This window comes from Actinoallomurus sp. NPDC052274 (assembly GCF_040679475.1).
Classification (GTDB): domain Bacteria; phylum Actinomycetota; class Actinomycetes; order Streptosporangiales; family Streptosporangiaceae; genus Actinoallomurus; species Actinoallomurus liliacearum.
Window position 1 is genome coordinate 1 of the sequence record NZ_JBFAUT010000064.1, and the last position, 17,627, is coordinate 17,627.

General features: G+C 72.3%; 14 protein-coding genes. 6 read left to right on the forward strand and 8 right to left on the reverse strand.

From position 1 onward, the window contains the following. Both AB0K82_RS36830 and hrpB read left to right on the forward strand, forming a co-directional pair. On the forward strand, positions 1 to 650 hold a 650-nt coding region (locus tag AB0K82_RS36830; RefSeq protein WP_364405959.1), incomplete at its 5' end, for a helix-turn-helix domain-containing protein. A gap of 34 nt (positions 651 to 684) precedes the next feature. Then, entirely contained in the window at positions 685 to 3,084 is a 2,400-nt protein-coding gene (gene hrpB, locus AB0K82_RS36835) for an ATP-dependent helicase HrpB (protein ID WP_364405962.1), read from the forward strand. 92 nt (positions 3,085 to 3,176) lie between these two features. Here the strand turns inward: hrpB and AB0K82_RS36840 are convergent, their stop codons facing one another. Then, positions 3,177 to 3,728: an EF-hand domain-containing protein gene (locus tag AB0K82_RS36840; RefSeq protein ID WP_364405965.1), complete on the reverse strand. Its 552-nt coding sequence runs from the start codon at positions 3,726 to 3,728 to the stop codon at positions 3,177 to 3,179. Between the two features lie 133 nt (positions 3,729 to 3,861). Further along, positions 3,862 to 6,174: a molybdopterin-dependent oxidoreductase gene (locus tag AB0K82_RS36845; RefSeq protein ID WP_364405968.1), complete on the reverse strand. Its 2,313-nt coding sequence runs from the start codon at positions 6,172 to 6,174 to the stop codon at positions 3,862 to 3,864. 521 nt (positions 6,175 to 6,695) lie between these two features. On the opposite strand from AB0K82_RS36845, the gene AB0K82_RS36850 reads away from it, so the two are divergent. The 3 genes from AB0K82_RS36850 (at position 6,696) to AB0K82_RS36860 (ending at position 10,428) form a co-directional block, all read left to right on the forward strand. Next, positions 6,696 to 7,907, forward strand: coding sequence for an MFS transporter (locus AB0K82_RS36850; protein WP_364405971.1), 1,212 nt, complete (start codon positions 6,696 to 6,698; stop codon positions 7,905 to 7,907). Positions 7,908 to 8,056: 149 nt separating this feature from the next. Continuing rightward, entirely contained in the window at positions 8,057 to 8,737 is a 681-nt protein-coding gene (locus tag AB0K82_RS36855; RefSeq protein WP_364405974.1) for a DUF485 domain-containing protein, read from the forward strand. Further along, the gene (locus AB0K82_RS36860) at positions 8,734 to 10,428 is read left to right on the forward strand and encodes a cation acetate symporter (RefSeq protein WP_364405977.1); all 1,695 of its coding nucleotides are present in this window, start codon (positions 8,734 to 8,736) and stop codon (positions 10,426 to 10,428) included. The genes AB0K82_RS36855 and AB0K82_RS36860 overlap by 4 nt, the downstream gene beginning before the upstream one ends. 27 nt (positions 10,429 to 10,455) lie before the next feature. On the opposite strand, the gene AB0K82_RS36865 is transcribed toward AB0K82_RS36860, so the two are convergent. The 6 genes from AB0K82_RS36865 to AB0K82_RS36890 form a co-directional block, all read right to left on the reverse strand. Next, the gene (locus AB0K82_RS36865) at positions 10,456 to 11,070 is read right to left on the reverse strand and encodes a response regulator transcription factor (RefSeq protein WP_364405980.1); all 615 of its coding nucleotides are present in this window, start codon (positions 11,068 to 11,070) and stop codon (positions 10,456 to 10,458) included. Further along, positions 11,067 to 12,314, reverse strand: coding sequence for a sensor histidine kinase (locus AB0K82_RS36870; RefSeq protein WP_364405983.1), 1,248 nt, complete (start codon positions 12,312 to 12,314; stop codon positions 11,067 to 11,069). The genes AB0K82_RS36865 and AB0K82_RS36870 overlap by 4 nt, the downstream gene beginning before the upstream one ends. 3 nt (positions 12,315 to 12,317) lie before the next feature. Continuing rightward, positions 12,318 to 13,052: an ABC transporter permease gene (locus AB0K82_RS36875; RefSeq protein ID WP_364405986.1), complete on the reverse strand. Its 735-nt coding sequence runs from the start codon at positions 13,050 to 13,052 to the stop codon at positions 12,318 to 12,320. A 22-nt stretch (positions 13,053 to 13,074) separates the two neighbouring features. Then, complete coding sequence (locus tag AB0K82_RS36880) at positions 13,075 to 13,980, reverse strand: ABC transporter ATP-binding protein (RefSeq protein ID WP_364405989.1); 906 nt, start codon at positions 13,978 to 13,980, stop codon at positions 13,075 to 13,077. A 103-nt stretch (positions 13,981 to 14,083) separates the two neighbouring features. Continuing rightward, positions 14,084 to 15,313, reverse strand: coding sequence for a Bcr/CflA family multidrug efflux MFS transporter (locus AB0K82_RS36885; RefSeq protein WP_364405991.1), 1,230 nt, complete (start codon positions 15,311 to 15,313; stop codon positions 14,084 to 14,086). A gap of 178 nt (positions 15,314 to 15,491) precedes the next feature. Next, on the reverse strand, positions 15,492 to 16,061 hold the full coding sequence (locus AB0K82_RS36890) for a TetR/AcrR family transcriptional regulator (RefSeq protein WP_364405994.1): 570 nt from the start codon (positions 16,059 to 16,061) through the stop codon (positions 15,492 to 15,494). A 139-nt stretch (positions 16,062 to 16,200) separates the two neighbouring features. Here AB0K82_RS36890 and AB0K82_RS36895 point away from each other — a divergent pair, with 139 nt between their 5' ends. Then, positions 16,201 to 17,619: an MFS transporter gene (locus tag AB0K82_RS36895; protein WP_364405997.1), complete on the forward strand. Its 1,419-nt coding sequence runs from the start codon at positions 16,201 to 16,203 to the stop codon at positions 17,617 to 17,619. The last annotated feature ends 8 nt before the right edge of the window (positions 17,620 to 17,627 follow it).

Here is a 17,627-nt window from a genome sequence, read left to right on the forward strand (position 1 = left end):
CTGTAGTCCTGCCGGGTGCTCTACGGCGCGGCCGGCGCGCGGGCCCGGCCCGCCGCCAGGCCGCCGCGCGCCGCCGCCCCGCCCCGGCCCCCCCCGAGACGGTGAACGGGATCCGTTTCCTGTGGCGCCTGCGGGCCGACGCCCACCTCGCCGTGGTCGACCTCGGCGACGCCGGCCTGGACGACCTGACCGAGGTCCTGCGCGCGTACGCCTGTCACCACGTCGGCCTGAGCCCGGTCGTCGACTCGCCCGCCGACCTGGGCCACGCCCGGTGGCTCGCCGAACTCGCGCTGCGCACCTGCCGGTCGCCGCGCGCGGAGGTTGCCCGCCTGGACCGGCGGCTGCCGGCGGCGCTCGTGGTCTCCCAGCCGGAACTGGCCGAGCACCTCCGGCGCTCGGTCCTCGACGGCCTGACCGCGCTCGATCCGGTCAAGCGCGGCCTGCTGCTGGAGACGCTGGACGCCTGGCTGGAGTGCGGCGGGTCGGCGACGGCGGCGGCGAGGCGCCTGTACTGCCATCCCAACACGGTGCTCAACCGGCTGCGCACCCTCGAACGGCTCTCCGGCCGTTCGTCGTCCCGGCCGCTCGAGCTGGTCGAACTCGTGCTCGCCCGGCACGCGCTGCACGAAGGCGACAAGAGCCCGGGCTGACGAGCGTCGCCGCCGGGTCCGCCACACTGGTGGGGTGCGCTCGTCCGATCTACCCGTCTCCGCCGCGCTGCCGGAGCTGCGCGCCGCCCTGGACTCCGCCGGGACGGCGGTGCTGGCCGCGCCCCCGGGGACCGGGAAGACCACGCTCGTGCCGCTCGCCCTGGCGGAGACCGGCCGCCGGGTGATCGTGGCCGAGCCCCGCCGGCTCGCCGCGCGCGCCGCCGCCCGCCGGATGGCCTGGATGCTCGGCGAGCCGGTCGGCGACCGGGTCGGGTACGCCATCCGGGGCGAGCGCCGGCCCGGCAGCGCGGTCGAGGTCGTCACGACCGGCGTGCTGCTGCGCCGCCTGCAGCGCGACCCCGACGTGCGCGCCGACGTCGTCATCCTCGACGAGTGCCACGAGCGTCACCTCGACGCCGACACCGCGTTCGCGTTCCTCCTCGACGTCCGCGCGACCCTGCGCCCCGACCTCGGGCTCGTCGCGGCGTCGGCGACCGCCGACACCGGGCCGTGGGCGGAGCTCATGGGCGGCGCGCCGGTGGTCGCCGCGGACGGCGCCGCGCATCCGGTGGAGGTCGTCTGGGTGCCACCGCCCCGTCCGGTACGCCCGCCGCACGGCCTGTCCGTCGACCCGGCGCTGCTCGATCACGTCGCGGCCACGGTCCGCCGGGCGCTGGCCGAGCGGGACGGCGACGTGCTGTGCTTCCTGCCCGGCGCCGCCGAGATCGACCGGGTCGCGCGCGCCCTCGGCGGCCTGCGCGTGCTGCGGCTGCACGGCCGGGCCTCCGCCGACGTGCAGGAGGAGGTCCTGCGCGGCCCGGACGGCGGCCGGCGCGTCGTCCTGGCCACGTCGGTCGCCGAGTCCAGCCTGACCGTGCCGGGCGTCCGCGTCGTCGTGGACGCCGGGCTGTCCCGGGAGCCCCGCACCGACCACGCGCGCGGGCTCGGCGCGCTGACCACCGTACGGGCGTCGCGGGCCGCCGCCGACCAGCGCGCCGGGCGTGCCGGGCGCGAGGCGCCGGGAACGGTGTACCGGTGCTGGACGCGGGCCGAGCACCAGCGGCTCCCCGAGCGGCCGCGCCCGGAGATCGCGCTCGCCGACCTGACCGGGTTCGCGCTGGAGGCGGCCTGCTGGGGCGACCCGGACACCACCGGCCTCGCGCTGCTGGACGCCCCGCCGCCCGCCGCGATGCGCGCCGCCCGCGAGACCCTGGGGGCGATCGGCGCCGTGGACGCCGACGGCAGGGTCACCGGACGCGGCCGGCGGATGGCCCGCGCCGGCGTCCACCCCCGCCTGGCCCGCGCCCTCCTCGACGGCGCGGAGCACGTCGGCGCGCGGGCCGCCGAGGTCGTGGCGGTGCTGTCCGACCAGCAGCGGGCGGACGAGGACCTCGTGCGGCAGTGGCGGGGCCTGCGCGGCGACCCACGGTGGCGGGACGAGGCGCGCCGGCTCCGGCGGGCGATCCCGGACGCCGCCGAGTCCGGGCCGGACGACGAGACGACGGCGGGCGTCGTGGTCGCCCTCGCCTTCCCCGAGCGGGTCGCCCGCGCCCGCGCGGGCGGCGGGTACCTGATGGCGTCCGGAACCGCCGCCGAACCCGCCAAGGGCTCCGCGCTCGGCGGCTCCGAGTGGCTGGCCATCGCGGTCGCCGACCGGCCCGCGGGCGCTCCGGCGGCGCGGATCCGGCAGGCCGTGCCCATCGACGAGGCGGTGGCCCGGCTGGCCGTCGGCGCGGCGGTGGAGGAGGAGGTCGCCTGGCGGGGCGACGTCGTCGCCCGCCGCGTCGAGCGCCTCGGCGCGATCGAACTGTCGGCCGTGCCGCTTCCGGACCCGGACCCCGGCCTCGTGCGCGCGGCGCTGCGCGAGGGCCTGCGCCGGGAGGGGCTCGGCCTGCTCACCTGGACCCGCGAGGCGGAGGACCTGCGCGCCCGGCTGGCGTTCTGCCACCGCGTCCTCGGCCCGCCGTGGCCGGCCATGGACGACGACGCCCTCCTCGACTCCCTCGACCTGGCGGCCGGCGGCGCCCGCCGGCGCGCCGACCTCGAACGCGTGGACGTGGCCGCGCTGCTGCGCGGCCTGCTGCCGTGGGAGTGCGCCGCCCGGCTCGACGACGTCGCCCCCGAGCGCGTCACGGTGCCGAGCGGGTCACGGATCCGGGTCGACTACTCCGGCGAGCGGCCGGTCCTCGCCGCGAAGCTGCAGGAGCTGTTCGGCTGGACCGAGACGCCGCGCGTCGCCGGGGTGCCGCTCCTCGTGCACCTGCTGTCGCCCGCCGGTCGGCCGGCCGCCGTCACCGCCGACCTGGCCTCCTTCTGGCGCGAGGGCTACCGGAACGTCCGCGCCGAGCTGCGCGGCCGCTACCCCCGTCACCCCTGGCCCGAGGACCCAGCCACCGCCGAACCCACCCGGAAGGCGAACCCCCGCCGCCGCTGAGGCGGCCGCAGCCGGCGACCCGCCGACCCGACGGTCATCCGGTCAGCCCGGAACGGGTGCCGCGTGCGGGTCCCGGGCCGCATCTGGGGCCGTTAGCCGGCGATCCTGCCGAACAGGTGGTTGGCAGGAGCGTCCGGGTCGTTGCCGTAGAAGAACTCCGTGACCGCCTGGTGGAATTCGGCGCGGTCCAGCGCTCCGGAGCCGTCCCGGTCCAAAGCGGCGAAGACCGCGGCGCAGTCCTCGCCGGGAACGCCGGCGATCGAGTCGAACATCTGCTGGAACTCTGCCTGGTCGATCTTGCCGTCTCCGTTGAGATCGACGAGGTCGAGGAAACAGTTGGTCACCGGCGCGATCTGTTCCGGGTACAGGGCGGGGTCGGTCAGGACCTGCCTGAAACCTTCGGTCATCTCCTGTAGATCGACCTTCCCGTCACCGTCCTGATCCATCGGGGCGATTACGTTCGTCCAGAACCCATCCATCCTCTCGGTGAGCAGGCGGGCGGTCGCGGAGTCCGGCGCGGTGCCGCGGGCGGCGATGTAACGCTCGCTCATCATTCGGACGTCCCGCTGGGTGATGAACCCGTCGCCATCGAGGTCGGCGCCCCTGAACCACTGGCTGTACTTGAGTTTTTGAAGTGCAGTCACGACTGCACACAGTAATTATTTCATCACTTAAACGCAAACGGGCAGGTAGAGAGCCTCTCGGCGGCCAGAGCCAAGCCACTACGCGCTTGACGATGGCGTACACGGAAACTTGCCCGAAGAGGATGCTTTTGTGTCAATGTTCGAGGTTTGGCGGTGTATAGGCGAGCACCTCGGGAAGAGGGCCGCCGTAGAGCTCAACGTCGACCAGCGCACTAAGAGCACTTGGTCCTTGGGACAGGCGCGAGCACGGTCGATCCGCCGTGAGGACGTTCGGATTGCCGTGGCGGTCCAATGTTCCGCTCAGGCCTGGCTGGACCGGATCCCACCACGCTCCGGTGGACAGTTGTACGACGCCTGGCATGACGTCGTCCGATAGGACTACGCCCGCGAGACAGCTACCTCGGTCGTTGTAGACGCGTACGATCATGCCGTTCTCGATGCCGCGCGACGCGGCGTCCAACGGATTGATCGTCACGGGCTCACGGCCATGGATCTTTGAATTGAGGCTGTGGCCACCGTTGTCGTACTGGCTGTGCAGGCGTGAGGCGGGCTGATTCGAGATCAAATGCAGCGGGAATCGGTCCGATAGATCGGCACGAAGCCACTCCACTGGTTCAAACCACGTCGGATGCCCGGCGCAGTCGTCGTAGCCGAACGAGTCGATCTCCTCGGAGAAGATCTCGATCCGGCCCGACGGCGTCGGCAGGGGGAAACGCTGCGGATCTGCTCGGAGCGCCTCGAAGCTGCCGGGAAACGGTCCGCTCAACGTCGGCAGCTCAGCGGTGGAGCTTCGCCAGAAGTCATCGAAACTCGGCAAGGCCGCATCGTCGTCGAGTTCAGCCTTCGTCTGCTCGTAAAGGTATCGGACCCATTCGATCTCGGAGCGCGACTCCGTGAAGTCCTGCTCGTACCCGAGCCGGGAGGCCAAGGCGGTGAAGATGTGGTGGTCGGTGCGCGACTCGCCCGCCGGCTCGCGGACTTTCGGCATGGCGACGAGGTGGGGGTCCGAGAATCCGGCGGCGAAGTCGTCACGCTCCAAGCTGGTGGCGACGGGAAGGACGATGTCCGCGAACTTGGCCGTGGTGTTCCACCAGGATTCGTGAACCACCACCGTGTCAGGGGTCTGCCAGGCTCGGGTCAATCGATGGAGATCTTGGTGGTGGTGGAACGGGTTCCCTCCGCACCAGTAGATCAGGCGAAGCTCGGGCAACGTGAGGCGCCGGCCGTCGTAGTCGATGGTCTTACCCGGATGCAGCAGGGTGTCGGCGATCCTTGCGACAGGGATGAAATCCGTAACAGGGTTGGGAACCTCGGGAATCGTCGCCACGAAGGGGCGGCCTTTGGCAACGCCGGTCGCGTCCATCGTCGCGTAACCTGCGCCCCAGCCGCAGCCATACCGACCCATCGAGCCCGCCATGGCGGCCAGCACGACAGACATCCAGATCGGTTGTTCGCCGTGGTCTGCCCGTTGCACCGCGTAATTGACCATGATGAGAGAACGTTGCGCGGTGAGGCGGCGAGCGAGGTCGGTGATCGCGTCGCGACTAATGCCCGTGATCCTCGCTGCCCAGGCAGCGTCCTTGGGGACACCATCGAGCTCGCCGACCAAGTAGGAGGCGAAGCGGTCAAACCCCACACAGCACCGGCGAAGGAAGTCCTCATCGTGCCACCCGTTGACCAGCATCGTGTGTGCGATGCCGAGCATCGCGGCGGTGTCGGTGTTGGGGATGACGGGCAGCCACTCGGCGTCGAGGAAGCCGGCGACGTCGCTGCGGATGGGGCTGACGTTCACGAACCGCACCCCGGCCTCACGGCACTGGCGCTGCAAATTCTGCGTCTGGTGCCTGGCCAGCCCACCAGGGTTGATTTGGCTATTCTTGAGGGCCAGCCCTCCAAACGCCACCACAAGCTCACAGTTCTCGGCGATCTCGTCCCACATTGGCATCCGGGACTGGTAACTCCACGGATGCCCGCCGATCACATGGGGGAGGATGACCTCCAGAGCCGCGGTGCTGTACGTGTTGCGAGAGTCGGTGTATCCCCCGCCTAACGCCAGGAACCGGTGGAGTTGACCCTGCGCGTTGTGGAACCCGCCCGCACTCGCCCAGCCGTAGGATCCACCGAACACCGCGCTGTCTCCGTGTTGTGAACGCACTCGACGGAGTTCATCGCTCACCAGCGTGATCGCGTCGTCCCAGCTCACCTCCACGAAGGCGTCCGCGCCTCTGGCCGTGTCGTGGGCGCGCGGCAGGCCGTTCAGCCAGCCCTTGCGCACCGCGGGGCGCAACACGCGAGCGCCATCGTCGGCGGCTGTCACCATTCCGGGGCCGATAGGCGACGGCACGGGGTCATCACCCCTCGGCTCAATTCGCACCAACCGACCGGACTCAACCACCGCGATAAAACTGCCCCAGTGCGTCGCAACCGACATGCGCCGTTCCACCATGCATCAACTCCGTCTCTGAAGTTTCCCCGGCTCTCGGACAGCGGTCCCTTACGTCACAGGGGCTCCACTTCAGTCGACGGTCCGCAGTACAGAGACTTCCCCTGTGGCCTGCTGCCCAAGCCCGCCGGTGCGCGCGACTGCCAATGGCCGCACAGAAGCCCTGGCCGCATCGACTCGCATCCGGTTCAGCCGGTCGCAGTCGCGGGCCCTGGTTCATGACACGAATCGTCGCGGTACCGCCCGTACCTTGTCCAGAGTCGCTGAACCAAGGCGGCAGTGGATGATCACTGGCGGATACCGCCGCAAGAGCGCAGTGGATGCCGGTGATCACGGCTCCGGTCGGTGTCACGGCGACGGAAAGCCGCGGCGCGACATCTGCCGGGCCGAGGGGTTAAGGTGATCGGCGTGTTCCTTCCCCGTGTCTAGGCACCGCTTCTGACCGCACCGCGTAGTGGCGCGGTCCTTCGGTGTCCCCTGACGCTTCCGGCGCTCGCGCGCCGGTTCCCCCGAGGAACCCTCTCGTGTCTTCTCCCTCCCTCTCGTACGCCGCCGTCCTGCGCGCTCCGCACGCTCGCCGCACCTTCGGCGCCGCGCTGCTGGGCCGTCTCTCGTACGGCATGGTCTCGCTGTCCCTGACGCTCGCGGTGGCGGGCGCGACCGGTTCGTACGCCACGGCCGGCGCCGCCGTCGCGCTGTTCGGCCTGACCGTCTCGGTGCTGTCCCCGGTCCGTGCCCGGCTGATCGACCGGTACGGGCCCCGGCGCGCGCTGCCGCCGATGGGCGTCGCGTACGCGCTGCTGCTGGCGGCGCTCGCCCTCCTCACCGCGCGGCACGACGTGTCCGCCGTTCCGGTCGCCGTCCTCGCGCTCGGGGCGGGCGCGTTCCCGCCTCCGCTCGGCCCGGTCATGCGCACGCTGTGGAGCGACCTGCTGCCCGATCGGCGCCTGCTGCAGCGCGCGTACAGCCTGGACACCGTCGCGGAGGAACTGCTGTTCGTGACGGGGCCGCTGCTGGCCGGCCTGCTCGCCGCGCTCCTCGCCCCGGCCGTTGGCCTGGCCGCCAGTGCCGGGCTCGTCCTCGCCGGCACCCTCGCCCTGGTCTCGTCTCCCGTCGCCCGCTCCCGGACCGGGGCGGGGGAGGAGACGCCACCGGCCGAGGACGGCTCCGGCGCGCACCGGACGCGGGTGGGTTCTTTCGGCGGCCTCGGGCGGCCGGTCGTCCTCTCCGCGGGGCTCGGCGTGTGCCTGGGCGCCCTCGGCCTGCTCGTGGTCGCCTTCGCCGCCCATCGTCATGAGGCCGCCGGCGCCGCGTGGGCCGAGGCGGCGCTCTCCGTCGGCAGCGCCGTCGGCGGACTGGCCTACGGATCGCGCTCCTGGCGGATGTCCGGACGGACGCGGCTCCCGGTGCTGACCGTCGCCGTCGCGGTGCCGCTGGCGGCCGCCGGGACGGCGACGGACCTGTACGTCCTGTCGGCGGTCGTCGGCGTCGCGGGACTGTTCGTCGCGCCCGCGCTGACCACCGCGTACCTGCTCGCGGAGGAGTCCGCCGCGCCCGGCGGCCGTACCCGGGCGGGCACCTGGGTCAACACCGCGTTCAACGCCGGCTCCTCGGCCGGTGCGGCGGCGGTCGGTCAGCTGGTCGGCCGGCTGCCGCTCGGGTGGTGCTTCGCCGCGGCGATGGCCCCGGCCCTGGCGCTCGCGCTGACCGCGCTGGCGCGCCACCGCCGTCGATGAGGGACGGGCTCCCCGGCGGTCCTCGCCGGGGAGCCCGGTTTTCGCCGGGCGAATTCCTGCGAAGTGGTGAATGCGACGCGCGTGGGTCTGATCTCATTACGGAGTGGGAGTGCCACGTACGGTCACGGCCGAGCAGAGAGGGGTGCCGCATGGTCACCGGGTCACGGCCATCGCCACGTCACGGAACGGATCCGCGAGATCGCGCCCGGCTTGTGGCGATAAGGCAAGATGAGAGGTTCGCCCTGTTGAAAGGGAAATTTCGGAGATTAGCGGTCCTTGTCCTTTCGACGTTCCTCGGGTGGTATTTCCTTTACGTCCTTGCGTCGGTCTTCGCCCGTGACGTCATGGCGTACCGGGTCATCGGCAACGTCAACGTCGCGCTGGTGTGCGGCCTCCTGCAGTTCGCCTCGACGTTCGTGCTCGCCTGGCGCTACAGCCGCTACGCCCGGGCGGTCCTCGATCCCCTGGCCGCCCAGATCGCGGCCGACGCCGACGAGCGGGTCGGAGAGGCGGTCCGCCGCCGCGCGGCGGGCTCGTCCGGTCCCTCGTACGGCGCCGGGCCCGGCGGCGAGCGGCCGTTCCTGGGCGCGACGCCGCCGGACGGGGCCCCGTCATGGCCGGGCGCCACACCGCAGGACGGGGCCGCGTCATGGCGGGGCGCGACGTCTCCGGGCGGGGTCGCGTCATCGCTGGGTGCGACGCCGCCGGACGGGATGGCGCCGTTCCTGGGACCGACGCCCCCGGACGGGATGACGCCGCCCGCCGATCCGGGCACGCCGCCCTCGTGGCGCGGGCCGGCCACCCGGCCGTGGACGGGAGGGACCCGATGACCCTCGCCGGCGCGGCCGCTCTGGCCGGCAACGGGCGGACCATCACGTTCGGCCTGTTCATCGCGCTCGTCTGCGTCACCCTGGCCATCACCGTCTGGGCGCGGATGCACACCGACGGGGCGGTGGACTTCTACGCCGGCGGGCGGAGGTTCTCCGGCCCGCAGAACGGCCTGGCTCTCGCGGGCGACTACATGTCCGCGGCGTCCTTCCTCGGCATCGCCGGGATCATCTCGCTGTCCGGATACGACGGCTTCCTGTACTCCATCGGCTTCCTCGTCGCCTGGCTGCCGGCGCTGCTGATCGTGCAGCTGATGCGCAACACCGGCCGCTTCACGATGGCCGACGTGCTCGTCCAGCGCGTACGCCGGCAGTCCTCCGTGCGGATCGCGGCGGCGGTGTCCACGGTGACGGTCTCGGTGTTCTACCTCATCGCGCAGATGGTCGGGGCCGGTGCGCTCATCGCCCTGCTTCTCGGCGTGCGGCCGGGGGCGACCTTCCTCGGCATGTCCGCCGGCACGGCCGAGGTGGCGACGATCGTCGTGGTCGGCGCGCTGATGATCTGCTACGTCACCTTCGGGGGGATGAAGGGCACCACCTGGGTGCAGATCGTCAAGACGGCGCTGCTGATGTTCGGCGCGACCCTGATGACGGTCCTCGTCCTCGGTCGGTTCGGATTCGACCTCAGCCGCCTGCTGGGCGCGGCGGCCGGAGCGAGCGGCAAGGGGCACGCCTTCCTCGAACCCGGTCTGAAGTACGGCAAGGAGGTCGCCGGGCACTCGTCGCAGACGCTGTTCAACAAGCTGGACTTCGTGAGCCTGGCGTTCGCCCTCGTCCTGGGTACGGCCGGTCTGCCGCACATCGTCACGCGTTTCTACACCGTCCCGGACGCCCGGGCCGCGCGCACCTCGGTGAACTGGGCGATCGGCCTGGTCGGCGCGTTCTACCTGATGACGATCGCGCTGGGCTTCGGCGCGACCGCGCTGGTCGGGCGGCGGGAGATCCTCGCGAACGACCCGGCGGGCAACACGGCCGCGCCGCTGCTGGCCCGCGAGCTCGGCCGGCACGTCGCGGGCCGGATCGGCGGCGACGTCATGCTGGCGTTCGTCGCCTCGGTGGCGTTCGCGACGATCCTGGCGGTGGTGGCCGGCCTGGTCATGGCGTCGGCCACGTCCCTGGCGCACGACTACTTCGGCAACGTGCTGATGCTGGGCCGGCCGCGCGAGCGGCAGGAGGTGACCGTGGCGCGGTTCGCGGCCTTCCTCATCGGCTCGGTCGCCATCGTGCTGGCGGTCTTCGTCAAGAACCTCAACGTCGCGTTCCTGGTCGCGCTCGCCTTCGCCATGGCCGCGTCGGCGAACCTCCCCGCGATCGTCTTCGCCCTGTTCTGGCGCCGGTTCAACGCCGCGGGGATGGTGGCCGGGATCTACGGCGGGCTGGTCGGCTCGATCGTGCTGGTCGTCTTCTCGCCGGTGGTGTCCGGGAAGGTCGACCCCGTCACCGGGCGGAGCCTGTCGCTGTTCCCCAAGGGCACCGACTTCCACTGGTTCCCGCTCGACAACCCCGGCCTGGTGTCGATCCCGTTCGGGTTCCTGTGCGCGGTCGTGGGCACGTTCCTCGGCCGGGACCGGGCCGACGCGGAGCGGTTCACCGAGCTGTCCGTACGGTCGCTGACCGGGACCGGCGCGCACTGAGACCGGGGCCGCCGCCGTCCCCTCCCGTCAGGGGAGGAGCCCGCGTTCGTACGCCTTGGCGACGGCGGCGGCACGGTCCCGGACCCCGAGCTTGTCGTAGATGTGCAGCAGGTGGGTCTTGATGGTCGCCTCGCTGACGAACAGCCGCCGCGCGACCTCCCGGTTGGTGGTGCCGTCGGCGACGAGGGCGAGCACCTCGCGTTCGCGCTTGCTCAGCGTGCCGGGGGAGGGGCCGCGCACCCGGCCCATCAGGCGGCCGGCGACGGACGGGGACAGCACCGACTCGCCGCGGTGCGCCGCGCGGACCGCACGGATCAGCTCCTCGCGCGGGGCGTCCTTCAGCAGGTAGCCGGTGGCCCCGGCCTCGATGGCGGGCAGCACGTCGCTGTCGGTGTCGAAGGTGGTGAGGACGAGGACGCGCACGCCGGGGTGGGTCTCGCGGAGCCGGGTGATCGCCTCGACGCCGCTCATCTCCGGCATCCGCAGGTCCATGAGGACGACGTCGGCGGCGTCGGCCAGCGCGAGCGCCTCGGCTCCGTTGGCGGCCTCGCCGGCCACCTCGAAGTCCGGGTCACCGGCGAACACCCCGCGCAGGCCGTCCCGGACGATCGGATGGTCGTCGACGATGAGTACGCGGATCACGGGTTCGCTCCCACGGTCAGGGCGGGGACGGTCGCGTTGATCGCGGTGCCCTCACCGGGACTGCTCTCGATCTCCAGCCGGCCGGCCACCCGGAGCAGCCGTTGCCGCATCGAGGACAGCCCGAAACCGCGCCCGTCGGCGGCCGGGTCGAAGCCGACACCGTCGTCACGGACGTCCAGCAGCACGACGTCGTCGAGGTAGGACAGGGTCAGGCCGACCCGGGACGCGCCCGCGTGCTTGGCGACGTTGGTCAGCGCCTCCTGAGCGACGCGGAACAGCGCGACCTCCACGTCGGGCAGCATCGGCCGGGGCTCGCCGGTCGTCTCGACGCCGACGGAGATCCCGGACGCGCGGGACCAGCGTTCGCTCAGGCCGCTGATGGCCTCCGGCAGTCGTGCCTCGTCCAGATGCGGCGGCCGCAGCGCCTCCACCGACCGGCGCGCCTCGGCGAGGTTGTCGCGGGCGAGGGCCTGCGCCTGGTCGGCGTGGCGCCGCCACTCGCCGGGGTTCTGCCGGGCCGCCTCCAACTGGGCGACGATCCCGGTGAACCCCTGGGCGAGGGTGTCGTGGATCTCGCGGGCCATGCGCTGACGCTCGTCCAGCACGCCGGCCTCGCGCGCCTGGGTCAGCAACTGGGCGTGCAGCCCGGCGTTCTCCTCCAGCGCGGCCTCCAGCGCGGCGTTGGCCTCGGCCAGCCGGTCGAGGGTCGCCCGCTGTCTCAACTCGAGGAACGTGAACAGCATGCCGACGGCGCCCGTGGCCGCGGCGAGGATCAGGTAGACCGGGACGGTCGCGGCGCCGAGTGACTGGAAGCCGCCGACGTAGGTGACGGAGACGATCAGCGCCGTCGCCACCACGCCGACCTGTTTCCAGCGCCCCCGCAGGTAGACCACCTGCACATAGCCCGTCCAGCCGAAGAGGCCGAACAGCGGGCTGCGCAGGATCAGCAGCGCGAACAGCACGAGCAGGCCGGCGTAGTAGACGCCGCCCAGCCGTGGCCCCGGAGTGGACGTGCCGGGCAGAGCGACGATCAGCATCCACCCGGCGGCCGTCACCGCCAGGCCCAACGTCGTCCAGACCTGAGCGGGCGTCTTCGCGTCGGCGAGCAGCACGAGGATCGTGGAGACGGCGAGTGCCCCGTACGGGATGACCCGGATCAGGATCGCCTCGCGTCGGTCGGGGCCGCCCGAGGGTCGGGCGAGGCCGTCCGAGGGTCGGGCGAGGCCGTCCGAGGGCACTCCCATCGTCTACTCCCAGCGGAAGGTCTTGGCTGCCGCGAGTCCCGCGGCGACCCCGTACGCGGCCATTATGGCGAGTTGGGCGAGGCGAGGCTCACTGCCCATCCAGGCGTCCCGCATCGTCTTGAGCGTCGCGCCCAGCGGAGTGTAGTCGCCGACGGCGCGGAGGGCGCCGGGCATCTGCTCGCGTGGGATGTACACGCCTCCCAGGAAGAGGCTCGGGAAGAACAGCAGCATGCCGATCCCGTTGCCCGCCTTGGCGCTCGGCGCGACGGCGGCGATGACGAGCCCGATCGCGAAGAGCGCGCCCATCCCCAGGACGAACGCCGTGAGGAACGCGGGGAACCGCTCGGGGACGGGAGTGCCGAACAGGATCCGGGCGGCCACGATCAGCATCGCGACGGCGGCGATCGCCAGGGCGACGTGGATCAGGAGCTGGACGATCAGCAGGTACGCGGGGCGGACCGGGGTCGTCGCCATGCGGCGCAGCACCCCCTTCTCCCGGTACCCGGCGAGCGTGGCGGGCAGGATGGACAGGCCGAGGATCGTCACCGCGATCCCCACGCCCAGCGCGGCCATGTACTCCGGGGCCGTCTGGCCGCCGAGGTTGTGCTGGGCCTTGTTCGCGCCGGGCTGTGAGCCGAATCCGATCAGCAGCGCGAGCGGCAGCAGCAGGACCACCACCGGCACGATGATCTCGCGGGCGAGGAGCTTCAGCTCCAGGTAGGTGAGCTTGGCGAACATGGATGTCTCCCGGGTGAGTCGGTCAGTCGAGGGGGCGGCCGGTCAGTGCGATGAACGCGTCGTCGAGACTGCTCTGCTCGACGCGCAGGTCGGCGGCGATGATGTGGTTGCGGGCGAGGACCGAGGTGACCGCCTGCACGAGACCGTCGGTTCCGGTCACCACGACCTGACCGCCCGTCTTGGTGACGGTCCGTACCTCGGGCAGGTCCTGCAGCAGGCGGTCGTCGAGGGGCGAGGAGGGCCGGAACCGTACGCGCTGCTCGGGGGCGACCCGTGACACCAGGCCGGCGGGGGTGTCGACGGCGATCACCCGGCCGCCGTCGATGACGGCGAGGCGGTCGCAGAGGCGCTCGGCCTCCTCCATGAAGTGGGTGACGAGGACGATCGTGACGCCCCGGTCCCGTACGTCCTCGATGAGCTGCCAGGTGTCGCGCCGCGCCTGCGGGTCCAGGCCGGTCGTCAGCTCGTCCAGGATCGCGACCTGCGGGTTCCCGACGAGCGCGAGCGCGATCGAGACCCGCTGCTGCTGGCCGCCGGACAACCGGCCGAAGCGCGTGTCCCGCTGGTCGGCGAGGCCGAGTTCGTCGATGAGCCGTCCGGGGTCGGCGGGCCGGTCGTGGAAGGAGGCGTACAGCTCCACGGCCTCGCGGACCTTCATCTTGTCCGGCAGCCGGCTCTCCTGGAGCTGCATGCCGAGCCGGCGGGTCAGCTCGACGCGGTCCCGGCGCGGGTCGAGACCGAGCACCGACACCGTGCCACGGTCGGGGGCGCGCAGCCCCGCGACGCACTCGACCGTGGTGGTCTTGCCCGCGCCGTTGGGGCCGAGGACGCCGAAGATCTCACCTTCCTCAACGGCGAAGGACACGTCCTCGACCGCGACCTTCGCTCCGTACCGCTTGTGCAGGTTCCTGACGTCGATGACCGGCATGGCCTCTCGTTCCTCGTCTCCGTGGTGGCGGATTTCGAGGATGGCCCGTGGCGGGGTGCCGGCGGATCGACCGGTCGGGTACGGCTCCGGTGGATCCCGGACATCAACCGATCGGTCGATGCCCCCGGGTGAGGACCAGATAGGCCATGAGCGCGGCGGCGGTCAGGGCGGCGATGACCACGCCCATGGGCACGGCGGTGTGCGAGCCGGCGACGCCGACGAGCGGCGCCGCGACCCCGCCGATGACGAACTGCGCGAGGCCGAGCAGGGCGGAGGCGCTGCCCGCCATGGCGGGCGGGCGGCCGGTCAGGGCGAGGGCGGTCGCGTTCGGCGTGATGAGCCCGATGGCGGACACGACCAGGAACAGCGCGGGCAGCACGCCCGGCAGTCCGAGGCCGCCACCGATCGCCACGACGAGGGCCACGCCGCCCGCCAGGGACACGCCCAGCCCGGCGGCGAGCAGCGTCCGCAGCGGGACGCGGCCGACCAGCCGCCCGCTGACCTGGCCGGCCGCCACGATGCCGAGGGCGTTCACCGCGAAGATCAGGCTGTACGCCTGGGGCGACAGGCCGTAGATGTCCTGAACGACGAACGGCGACCCGGAGATGTAGGCGAACATCGCGGCGAAGGCCAGGCCGCCCGACAGGGCGTAGCCGACGAAGACGCGGTCCGCGCAGAGCCCCGCGAACGTCCGGAGCGCCGAGCCGAGCCCGCCGGTGTGGCGTGCGCCCGGCGGGAGGGTCTCGCGCAGTCCGGCCCCAGCGGCGGCGACCATGAGCGCGCCGAGGATCGCGATGAGCACGAACACCCCGCGCCACGACGTGAGGCGCAGCAGCTGCCCGCCGATGACGGGCGCCGCGATCGGCGCGACGCCGTTGACCAGCATCAGCAGGGAGAAGAAGCGGGCGGCCTCCGGCCCGTCGTACAGGTCGCGGACGATGGCGCGGGCGATCACGATGGCCGCGGCGCCCGCCGCGCCCTGGACGAGGCGCAGCGCGATCAGCGTCGGCACGCTCGGGGCGACGGCGCACAGGAGCGAGGCGACCGTGTACAGGACGACGCCGACGAGGAGCGGCCGGCGCCGTCCCCAGGTGTCGCTGACCGGTCCGGCGACGACCTGCCCGACGGCCAGGCCCACCAGGCAGGCCGTCAGGGTCAGCTGAACGAGCGACGCCCCGGCCGACAGGTCGCGGGTCAGCTTCGGCAGGGCCGGCAGGTACATGTCGATCGACAGCGGACCGATGGCGCTGAGCGCCCCGAGGATGAGGGCCAACCGGAGCCGACCGGCACGGGCCGGTGTCACCTCGATCGTCTCGTTCGCCGTCGCGGCCATGTCACCTCTCTCCGTCGACGCGCCGCGGACGGGCGCGGATCCGATGGAGGAAACCGGCTCCAACGCCGGGCGAATTCCCGCTGCCGGTCGAATATGCGATGAATCACCGCGGTCGACCACGCCGCGGCGACGTGCCCGGCGGCCGACCTCGTCGGCGGTGGGACGGGACGGGACGTCGTCAGTGCCGAGGACGCAGTCCGTCCATCATGAACGACAGCAGCAGTTCGGTGTCCTCCGGCGCTCGTTCGCTCGCCACGGAGAGGGCGTGGGCCAGGCGGAGCACGTCGCAGGGCCGGAGGTCGGGCCGGGCGGTGCCGGCCTCCTGTGCCCGGGTCAGGACCGTCTCGGCGGCCTGCTCGATGTCCTCGTGACAGCGCACGAACGTCTCCGACCGCAGGTCGATGACGGCCTTCAGAGTCTGCGTGAGCCCGCGCTTCTTCCGGGAGTACTCGGAGATGGTCAGGATCCAGGCCGCCAGCCCCTCCTCGGGAGGAGCGGTCTCGGCGAGCTCGTACGCCTTGGCGGCGAGCTGGTCCATCTCCTCGCGGTAGACGGCCTCCTGGAGCGCCAGACGGGTGGGGAAGTGGCGGTACAGCGTGCCGATCCCGACGCCCGCGCGCCGGGCGATCTCCTCCAGCGACGCGTCCGCGCCGTGTTCGAGGAACGAGGACTTCGCCTCGGCCAGCAGCCGCTCGTAGTTGCGGCGTGCGTCGGCACGCATCGGACGCTGCCCGGTGGTCGTCGACATCGCCCCTCCAAAAGCACGGTTGCCAACCGGAGGCTACCTCCGTATTGTTTCGGAGGCACCCTCCGGTTAGATCGGCCGATCCCCGACAGCCACTTCGGGGGACGGCCGTAACCCTTCCTGCACGAGGAGTCTACGACCCATGTCCCAGCAGACCGTCCAGATGGGCGAGCCGTCGCTCGACTCCGAGCCGCGGCGACGACGAACACGTCACCCGGGGCTGTCGCTCGCCGTCATCGTGGCCTGCCAGCTGATGGTGGTGCTCGACGCGAGCGTCATGTTCGTCGCCCTTCCGAAGATCCAGCACAGCCTCCACTTCTCCGCGACCGGCCTGTCGTGGGTGACCAACGCCTACTCGCTCGCGTTCGGCGGCCTGCTCCTGCTCGGGGGCCGGACCGGCGACATCCTCGGGCGGCGGCGCGTGTTCATCGCCGGCATCGCGGTCTTCACCCTCGCCTCGCTGCTCGGCGGGTTCTCCGGCTCGGCCGCGTGGCTGCTCTCCGCCCGTGTCGCGCAGGGCGTCGGCGCGGCCCTCGCCGCGCCGAGCGCGCTCTCGCTCATCGCCACCAACTTCCAGGAGGGGCCGGAGCGCAACCGGGCGCTCGGGGTCTTCTCGGCCACCTCGTCGGCCGGCGCCTCGATCGGCCTCGTCCTGGGCGGCCTGCTCACCGACTGGGCCTCGTGGCGCTGGGTGCTGTTCATCAACGTTCCGGTCGGCGCCGTCGTCCTGTTCCTCGCCCCGCGGGTCCTCCGGGAGACCGAGCGCCATCGCGGCCGCCTCGACGTCGCGGGCGCGGTCACGGTCGTCACCGGCATGGTCGCGCTGGTGTACGGCTTCATCCGCGCGGCCGACGCCGGCTGGGGCGACGGCGTGACCCTAGCGGCGTTCGCCGGCGGCGTCCTGCTCCTCGGCGCCTTCGTCGCCGTGGAGACGCGGGCGGAACGGCCGGTCATCCCGCTGCGGCTGTTCGCCGACGGGGCGCGTGCCGGTTCCTACCTGGTCATGCTCCTGATGGCCGCGGCGATGTTCGGGATGTTCTTCTTCATCGTCCAGTTCCTGCAGAACATCCTGGGCTTCAGCCCGCTGAAGGCGGGCGTCGCCTTCCTGCCGATGTCGGGGCTGCTGTTCGTTCTGGCGCGGATCACCCCGCGGCTGGTCCCACGGGTCGGCCCGCGGCGGCTCCTGCTCGCCGGCCTGCCGCTCATCGCGGTGGGGATGGTGTGGTTCACGCGACTGTCGTCGCACAGCGGGTACGCGTCGGGCGTGCTCGGGCCGATGCTCTTCTTCGGGCTGGGCGCCGGCGTGGTGTTCCTCCCGATCACGGCGACCGTCCTGGCGGGGGTGCGGCGCGAGGACTCCGGCGCCGCGTCCGGCACGCTGCAGACCGCGCAGCAGGTCGGCGGCGCGCTGGGGATGGCGGTGCTGGTCTCGGTGTACGGACCGGCGCTCCGGCACGGCGGCCTGACCCACGGCGTGAACGTCGCGTTCACCGTCGGCACGATCTTCGTGCTGGTCGCCCTCGCGGTCACCGCCGTGTTCATCCGGCCGCGCGCCGCCTGAACGCGCAG